This window comes from Devosia sp. (assembly GCF_028290645.1).
GTDB lineage: Bacteria > Pseudomonadota > Alphaproteobacteria > Rhizobiales > Devosiaceae > Devosia_A.
The window spans coordinates 19,348-27,418 of sequence record NZ_JAQGJL010000295.1 but is presented as its reverse complement, the minus strand read 5'-3'; the positions used below and the strand labels follow the sequence as shown (position 1 = coordinate 27,418).

Sequence of the window (8,071 nt, the reverse complement as noted above, 5' to 3'; positions counted from 1 at the left end):
GCCCTCGGTCGGCGGCGGTCTCGAAATAGCCGAGCGCCGAGAACACGCCGCGCGGCTTCTTCAGCGACAGCACCAGGTTGTCCCATACCGTATGGCTCTCGAACACCGTCGGCTTCTGGAATTTCCGGCCGATCCCGAGATTGGCGATCGTCGCCTCGTCGAGCCTGGTCAGATCGGTGCGGCCGTCGAAAAACACCTCGCCGTCATCGGGCCGGGTCTTGCCGGTGATGATGTCCATCATGGTGGTCTTCCCCGCGCCGTTCGGCCCGATGATGGCCAGCATCTCGCCCGGATGGACGATGATCGACAGGTGGTTCAGCGCCTTGAAGCCGTCGAAGGAGACGGAGACGCCGTTGAGATAGAGCATAGTGCCTTCGGGATCCTGGATCATTCGGCGGGCTCCGGCGAAGGTCTGGTCTGGGGCAGGGTGCTCGGGTCCTCGCCGGCTTCGGCGGCGGCGCTCGCCTGCGTGACCTTGCGGCTGCGCAGGTTGTTGAACAGCCCGACAATTCCCTTGGGCATGAACAGGGTGACGAAGATGAAGAGCCCACCGAGGCAGTAGAGCCACCAGTCGGGGAAGGCGCCGGTAAAGATCGACTTGCCGGCATTGACCAGCACCGCCCCGATGATCGGCCCGACAATGGTGCCGCGCCCGCCGACGGCGACCCAGATCACCGCCTCGATCGAGTTGGCCGGATCGAACTCGCCCGGATTGATGATGCCGACCTGCGGCGTATAGAGCGCGCCGGCAATCCCCGCGAGCACCGCCGAGACGACGAAGGCGAACAGCTTCACGTTCTCCGGACGCCAGCCGAGGAAACGCGTCCGGCTCTCGGCATCGCGCACCGCCACCATGACCTTGCCGAGCTTGGAATTGACGATCGCCGAGCAGATGACCACCGCCAGCGCCAATGCCAGCGCCGAGATGGCGAACAGCGCGGCGCGGGTGGTCGCCGCCTGCACGTTGAAGCCGAGGATATCCTTGAAGTCGGTGAGCCCGTTATTGCCGCCGAGCCCCAGGTCGTTGCGGAAGAAGGCGAGCAGCAGTGCATAGGTCATGGCCTGCGTGATGATCGAGAGATAGACCCCGGTCACCCGGCTGCGGAAGGCGAACCAGCCGAAGGCGAAGGCGAGCGCGCCCGGCACCAGCACCACCATGGCGAAGGCGAACCACCACTGGTCGAAGCCGTGCCAGAACCAGGGCAGGTCGTGGTAGTTGAGGAACACCATGAAATCGGGCAGCACCGGATTGGCATAGACGCCGCGCGCCCCGATCTGGCGCATCAGGTACATGCCCATGGCATAGGCGCCGAGCGCGAAGAACGCCGCGTGCCCGAGCGAGAGAATGCCGCAATAGCCCCACACCAGGTCGAGCGCCAGCGCCAGCATGGCGTAGTTCAAATACTTGCCGAACAGCGGCACCGCATAGTTCGGAATATGCAGCGGATTGCCCTCGGGAATGACGAGATTGGCAAACGGAATGGCGATGGCGATGACGACAAGCGCCACGACGAGCCAGATGGCCTTTTTGTCGAGGGCGCGGAAGAGGAGTTGGGTGATCATTGATGTTCGCTCCGAACCAGCGAGAACCGTATGTCCGGTGGTTGTGGACCCCCACCCCTGTCCCCTCCCCCTAAGAAGGGGGCGGGAGACGAAAACGCCGGCGGTAGTGTGGGGGTCTCCCTCCCCATGTTTAGGGGGAGGGGGCAGGGGTGGGGGTCCACAGCCACCGGCCCACACGACAGTTCGCGAACGAACAAACTCACGACTCCACCGCCCGCCCCTTGAGCGCAAACAGCCCTCTTGGTCGCCGCTGGATGAACAGGATAATCAAAATGAGAATAGCGATCTTCGCCAGCACCGCTCCCGCATACGGCTCGAGGAACTTGTTCGCCACCCCCAGCGTCACCGCGCCGATCAGCGTCCCCCACAAGTTCCCCACCCCGCCGAACACCACCACCATGAAGCTGTCGATGTTGTAGCCCTGGCCGAGATTGGGCTAGACGTTGTCGATCTGGCTCAGCGCCACGCCGGCCATGCCGGCAATGCCCGAGCCGAGCCCGAAGGTCATGGCGTCGACGAACGGGGTGCGGATGCCCATGGCCGAGGCCATGCGGCGGTTCTGCGTCACCGCCCGCATCTGCAGCCCCAGCGGGGTGCGGTTGAGGATGATCTGCAGCGCGATGAACACCGCGATGGCAAAGACGATGATCCACAGCCGGTTCCAGGTGAAGCTGAGGTTCCACAGGTCGAACGTGCCGCTCATCCAGCTGGGCGGCTGCACCAGCTTGTTGGTCGGCCCGAAGATCGAGCGCACCAGCTGCTGCAGCACCAGCGACAGGCCCCAGGTCGCCAGCAGCGTCTCGAGCGGCCGGCCATAGAGCCAGCGGATGATACCGCGCTCGATGCCGACGCCGACCAGCGCGGTGAAGAGGAAGGCCGCCGGCACCGCGAAGGCGAGGGAATACTCCATCAGCCCGGGCGCCACCGCTTGGATCACCAGCTGCGTGACGTAGGTGGTGTAGGCCCCCAGCATCACCATCTCGCCATGCGCCATGTTGATGACGCCCATCACCCCGAAGGTGATGGCAAGCCCGATGGCGGCGAGCAGCAGCACCGAGCTCAGCGAGATGCCGTAGAGCAGGTTCCGCCCGACATCCCACACCGCCAGCGTGCTGCCGATCGAGTTGATGCCGGACTGGATAGTTGGCTTCAGCTCGTCCGGCGCCTCCGCCAGCGAGTTGATCAGCACGTTCTGCGCCGCACGATCATTGTGTGAGACCACCGTCTGCACCGCCGCGCGCTTGTCCTCGAGCGCGCCCTCGGTCTTCAGGACGATCACTGCGCGCGCCAGCTCCATGGTGCTCTTGATGCCGGGGTCGGACTCGGCGGCGAGCGCCTGGTCGAGCAGTTCGAGCATCGCCGGATCGGCGTTCTTCAGGATGCTCTGGGCCGCCGAGAGCCGCGTCGGCCGGTCGGGGCTCAAGAGCGTCATCTGGCCGATAGCGGTGCGGATCTTGCCGCGCAGCCCGTTGTTGGACTTGATCTTTTCGATGTCGCTGCTGGGCACGGTGCCGAGATCGGCGCCGTCCACCGGGTCGGTGAGGGCGAAATCGCTGCCGGCCTTGGCGGCGATCACCACCTTGTCGTCGGATTTGCGCATGTAGAGCGTGCCGTCACTCAGCGCCAAGAGGATCGGCGGCACGCGCTCGTCGCCGGTGGCGACGAGGGCAGCCATGGCCTTGGTCCGGTCGGCGAAGCTGCCGGGGCCTAGCGCATTCACCTGGGCCGCGAAATCGTCCTGCGCCAGGGCGGGCAGGGGGGCGACGACCATAGCGAGCAGGAGGGCAATCAGACTGAGTATTCGGGTGGCCATCGTGGTCGCTCTATCGCCGGAGAGTGGGGGCGTTATCGAGGGGGTGGCGACGGCGGAGGCCGCCGTCGCCGGATCGCATCGGTGGCCTACAGCGCCGGGGCCGCACCGCAGGTCTTGGTGGCGGTGTCGAAGTGGCCGCAACCGGTCAGCGGGTCGGTCCAGTCGGCTTCGATGCCCTTGTCTTCCGGCAGCACGTCCGACCAGGCATCGCCCGGTACGTCGCCGTCGGTCTGCCACACGGTCTCGAACTGGCCATCGTCCTGGATTTCGCCGATCAGCACGGGCTTGGTCAGGTGGTGGTTCGGGAGCACCTTGGCAGTGCCGCCGGTGAGGTTCGGCACTTCGAGCCCGACAATCGCCTTGAGGACCGCGTCGGTATCGGTGGTGCCGGCCTTCTCGACCGCCTGCACCCAGAGCTGGAAGCCGAGATAGGCCGCTTCCATCGGATCGTTGGTGGTGCGCTTGTCGTCCTTGATGTAGCTGTGCCAGGCGCTGATGAACTCGGCATTGGCCGGGTTGTCGACGGACTGGAAGTAGTTCCAGGCGGCGAGGTGGCCGACGAGGGCCGAAGTGTCCATGCCGGCCAGTTCTTCTTCACCGACCGAGAAGGCGACGACCGGGATGTCCTCGGCCGAAATGCCCTGGTTGCCCAGTTCCTTGTAGAACGGCACGTTGGCGTCGCCGTTGATGGTCGAGACCACGGCGGTCTTCTTGCCGGCCGAACCGAATTCCTTGATCGCGGCGACTTCGGTCTGCCAGTCGGCAAAGCCGAACGGGGTATAGTTGATCTTGATGTCTTCCGGAGCGACGCCCTTGTCCTTGAGATACTGCTCGAGGATCTTGTTGGTGGTGCGCGGGTAGACGTAGTCGGTGGCTTCAAGCACCCAGCGCTTCACCGAGCCGCCTTCTTCGCTCATCAGGTAGTCGACGGCGGGAATGGCCTGCTGGTTCGGAGCGGCACCGGTGTAGATGACGTTCTTTTCGGACTCTTCGCCCTCGTACTGCACGGGGTAGAAGAGGATCGAGTTCAGTTCCTTGAACACCGGCAGGACCGATTTGCGCGAGGACGAGGTCCAGCAGCCGAACACGGCGGCAACCTTGTCCACGGCGATCAGCTCACGGGCCTTTTCGGCGAATAGCGGCCAGTCGGAGGCCGGGTCGACCACGACGGCTTCCAGCTGCTTGCCGAGAAGACCGCCCTTCTTGTTCTGCTCCTCGATGAGGAACAGCATGGTGTCCTTGAGGGTGGTCTCCGAGATCGCCATCGTCCCCGACAGCGAGTGGAGCACGCCCACCTTGATGGTCTCCTGCGCGTATGCAGTGAGGGGCGCGAGCCCCGCGGCAGTCATCGCTTTCCCCAGGCCGATGCCGGCCATCACGCGATTAATACCTGTCATACTTACCTCCGACAGTTGGTTGTTTGCACCGGGAAGAGAAGTTGCAATCGCCGTGCCAGCGTTGAAAAACATCGATAAGTGGTTGATTGTTATGACGTCTTCCAGTCGACTGGGAGTCGTGGGTGGCGGGCTGCTGCAGAATGCACGCCGGTCGCTGCCGGTTCTCTGGGCAGGTCGATTAGCAATTGCTTAAGAATTGGGCATTGCCGGAGACTGCCTAACAACTGCGCGGCGTATCACTTCTGGCGTAGATGACCGCGCTTTACAGTCCTGCTAAAAAACCTGCACCGGAAGTTTTGCTTCCGGCAGAGGTTGTTTGCACCGACACCCTCGGCCCCGCGCCTGCCACGGCGCGGGGCTTTTGATTTTCGTGGGGTGTCCGCGCCTCCGGCGGGTCCGCGCCATCCCCCGAGTCCACCGCAACCATTCGTGCCGCGCCCCGTTAATCGGACAAGCCGCTGGCGGACCTGCCGGCGCACGGATATCGGCCGATGCGGCGAGGGCTGACGCTCCCTCGTTGTTGACGCCGGTGGGGCGCGGAGCTTCGGCTCCGCGCCTTCTTGTCGTGGGTCTCCAGTAACGACGCTTCAAGCTGATTTTCGTGATAGTAAGCGTAACTACGTAAGCCGTTGGGCGAACTGTAGTTCTAATGTCACGTGTGCGTTACCAACAATTGCTTGAATGATAGATGCAATAAGAAAATAAACGTGAAGTAGACTGTCCGTAAGGTGAGCTTGCGCATGGCCACATGCGCTGGTGATCACGGCGGCGGAGACCAGAGAAAATGATTGTGAAAAGCAACCTGATGATGTTCGTGGCATCGGCGCTAATGGTCGCGGGTATAAGCGCGACGCCGGCCGGCGCCGGCGGCCTGTTGGGCGGACTTACCGACACGGTGAGTGACCTGACCGATACAGTAACCGAAACTGTCACCGACACGGTGGGCGACCTGACTGGCGCCGGTGGCGACGGCACCAATGTCGGCGGCCTCGCGACAATCAACGACCCCGACAATGCGGGCCTCGTCAATGTCGACATCGGAGGCGGCAACAACGTCCTCAACGCCTCTGTAGGAGGCGGCAACAAGCCGCTTGCCAATGTGGGCCTCACCACCACGGGGCTGCTGAAGAGCACCGCGGTGACGCTCGATCTCGCGGGCCTCGGGCTCGATCTCACCGTCGACTTCGGCACGCTCGGAACTGGCGGCGGCGGCAACGGCAACGGCAACCCGCCGCCCGGCGGCGGCAATGGACCCGGCAATGGCCCTGGCAGGGGCTATGTCCTAGTCGGCAGCCTCGGCGGCTCCAGCTTCGTGATCAATTGCGCGGCCAACAACGCCCGGCAGCTGCTGCAGGTCGCGGCGGCCGGCAAGATCAACGCTGCTGAGATCAAGGCGTGGATGCGCGCTGCAAATGTGCAGGTGGTGCCGATCAAGCTTTGCCCGGCCGCGAAGAAGCAGGTCGCGCAGATCCTGTCCAGGAGCCAGAAGATCAACCTGTTGCGTCGGGCCGTAATGTCCGACGCGTTGATCTCGGCCTCGCTGGGCCGCACGCGCTACGACGCCGGCGATGTCGTCGCGGTGCAGCGCAAGGGCGGCCAGCTGGTGGTCTACGTGTTCTGATCCTCTTCGCAGATGTGCAAAAACGGCGTGGGGCTCGCTCCACGCCGTTTTTTATTGCGTCTAAGTACAGAATAGAACGGCGATAAGTGATAACCGGTAATTGCTAGCAATTTCCTGAAGGAGTGAGCGCCACGCTAACTACCGAATGGTGCGAAACCTTGGTTGTCACTTCTGACAGCGTCCTGTCAGCTTGACTTCTCCATATTGCACGCATGTTGCGAAAAAGCGGAGAAACGTCATGAAAAGCAACGCCGGAACGTTACTTATGGCATGTTTGCTTGTCGCCGGGACCAGCGTGGTTCCCGCACAGGCCCAGCTTCTCGGTGGTCTTCTTGGTGGCAATGCCGATTCCGACACCAGCGTCGGCAGCGTTGTCGATATCAATTCCGGAGACGCCGGCAGCGACTCACTCGTCAATATCGGCCTCGGCGCCGACAGCGACACCAGCCTAGAGATCAACCTCGGCGGTGGTAGTGGCGGTGGCAGCGGTGCCGGCGACGGCCTGCTCGGCGGCGTCGGCGACCTGGTCGATGTCGGCGGCGGCAACGACGGCAGCCTGCTCGATGTCGACCTCGGCGGCGAAAACGACACCGGCAACAGCGTGGTCAACCTCGATCTCGGAGGCGACGGCAACGGCCTGCTCGGTGATCTCGGGCTCGGTCTGGGCGATGGCAACCTGCTTGAAGGCCTCGACCTCAACGGCCTCGATCTCAGTGGCCTCGACCTCAGCGGCCTCGACCTCGTCGATGACGGCACTCTGGACAATATCGACCTCGGCCTCGGCGACGGCGACCTGATCGGCGATGTGGGCCTCGGCGGCACCGACCTGCTCGACAATGTCGACCTCGGCCTCGGCGGTGATGGCGGCGGGCTGGGCGGCGGCCTTGGCCTCGGCAATCTGGCCGACCTCGGCAGCGTAGGCGACCTCGGGCTCGGCGATGTCGGTCTCGGCGACCTCGGCCTCACCGATCTTGGCGTCGGCGATGTCGGCCTTGGCGATGACATTCTCGACCTCGGCGATCTCGGGCTGCTCGACCTGGGCAACACCGGGCTGGGCGATCTTGGCCTCGGTGATCTCGGCCTCGGCGGACTCGACGCCAGCAACCTGCTGGGCGACCTCAGCCTCGGCGGCCTCGATCTGGGCGGCATCAATATCGACCTCGGCCTTGGCGGCGGAGCCGGAACCGGCAACGGCAACGGCAACGGCAATGGCGGCAACGGCGGAAACGGGGGCACTGGCGGCAACGGCAACGGTGGCGGCAATGGCGGCGCCGGCAATGGCAACGGCGGCGGGTCCATCCTCGTCGCCAGCAATGGCGGTGGCAGCTTCGCCAACCCGGCCTGCTCGATCCAGGAAGGCCGGCAGGTGATCTCGCTGGCCTCGAAGATGCAGCTCAGCCGCGCGCTGTTCCAGCAGGTGGGCACAGTCCGGGTCGTGCCGATCCGGCTCTGCGGCCCTACTCGCGCCAAGATCGCCCAGGCGCTGGCCAAGAGCAGCAAGATCCAGCTGCTGCAGCGGGCCCTGGCCGGCAGCTCCAGCCTCTCGTCCCGGATCAGCGGTTCGGGCCACAGCGCCAGCGACGTGTTCGCCGTGTCGCGCAGTGGCGGACAGCTCACCGTGTACGTGTTCTGATCTGGCCCCGATCAGGACCGACGAAGGGCGCGGGTCCGCAATCC

At 64.3% G+C, this 8,071-nt stretch carries 5 protein-coding genes and 1 pseudogene; 2 read left to right on the top strand and 4 right to left on the bottom strand.

Features of this window, described 5'->3' with window-relative positions:
* The 4 genes and pseudogenes from JWQ89_RS15925 to urtA form a co-directional block, all read right to left on the bottom strand.
* Positions 1–391 (bottom strand): ATP-binding cassette domain-containing protein (locus JWQ89_RS15925; protein WP_299642535.1); only part of this gene is annotated, 391 nt, incomplete at its 3' end.
* Positions 388–1,563, bottom strand: a complete 1,176-nt coding sequence (gene urtC, locus JWQ89_RS15920; protein ID WP_299642533.1) for an urea ABC transporter permease subunit UrtC — start codon at positions 1,561–1,563, stop codon at positions 388–390. The genes JWQ89_RS15925 and urtC, both read right to left, overlap by 4 nt.
* 199 nt (positions 1,564–1,762) lie before the next feature.
* Positions 1,763–3,334 (bottom strand): annotated as a pseudogene (gene urtB / locus JWQ89_RS15915) (urea ABC transporter permease subunit UrtB).
* A 128-nt stretch (positions 3,335–3,462) separates the two neighbouring features.
* Entirely contained in the window at positions 3,463–4,725 is a 1,263-nt protein-coding gene (urtA, locus tag JWQ89_RS15910; protein ID WP_299642536.1) for an urea ABC transporter substrate-binding protein, read from the bottom strand.
* 832 nt (positions 4,726–5,557) lie between these two features.
* Between urtA and JWQ89_RS15905 the strand changes: the two genes are divergently transcribed.
* Complete coding sequence (locus JWQ89_RS15905) at positions 5,558–6,394, top strand: hypothetical protein (RefSeq protein WP_299642531.1); 837 nt, start codon at positions 5,558–5,560, stop codon at positions 6,392–6,394.
* 265 nt (positions 6,395–6,659) lie between these two features.
* The gene (locus tag JWQ89_RS15900; RefSeq protein WP_299642529.1) at positions 6,660–8,027 is read left to right on the top strand and encodes a hypothetical protein; all 1,368 of its coding nucleotides are present in this window, start codon (positions 6,660–6,662) and stop codon (positions 8,025–8,027) included.
* The last annotated feature ends 44 nt before the right edge of the window (positions 8,028–8,071 follow it).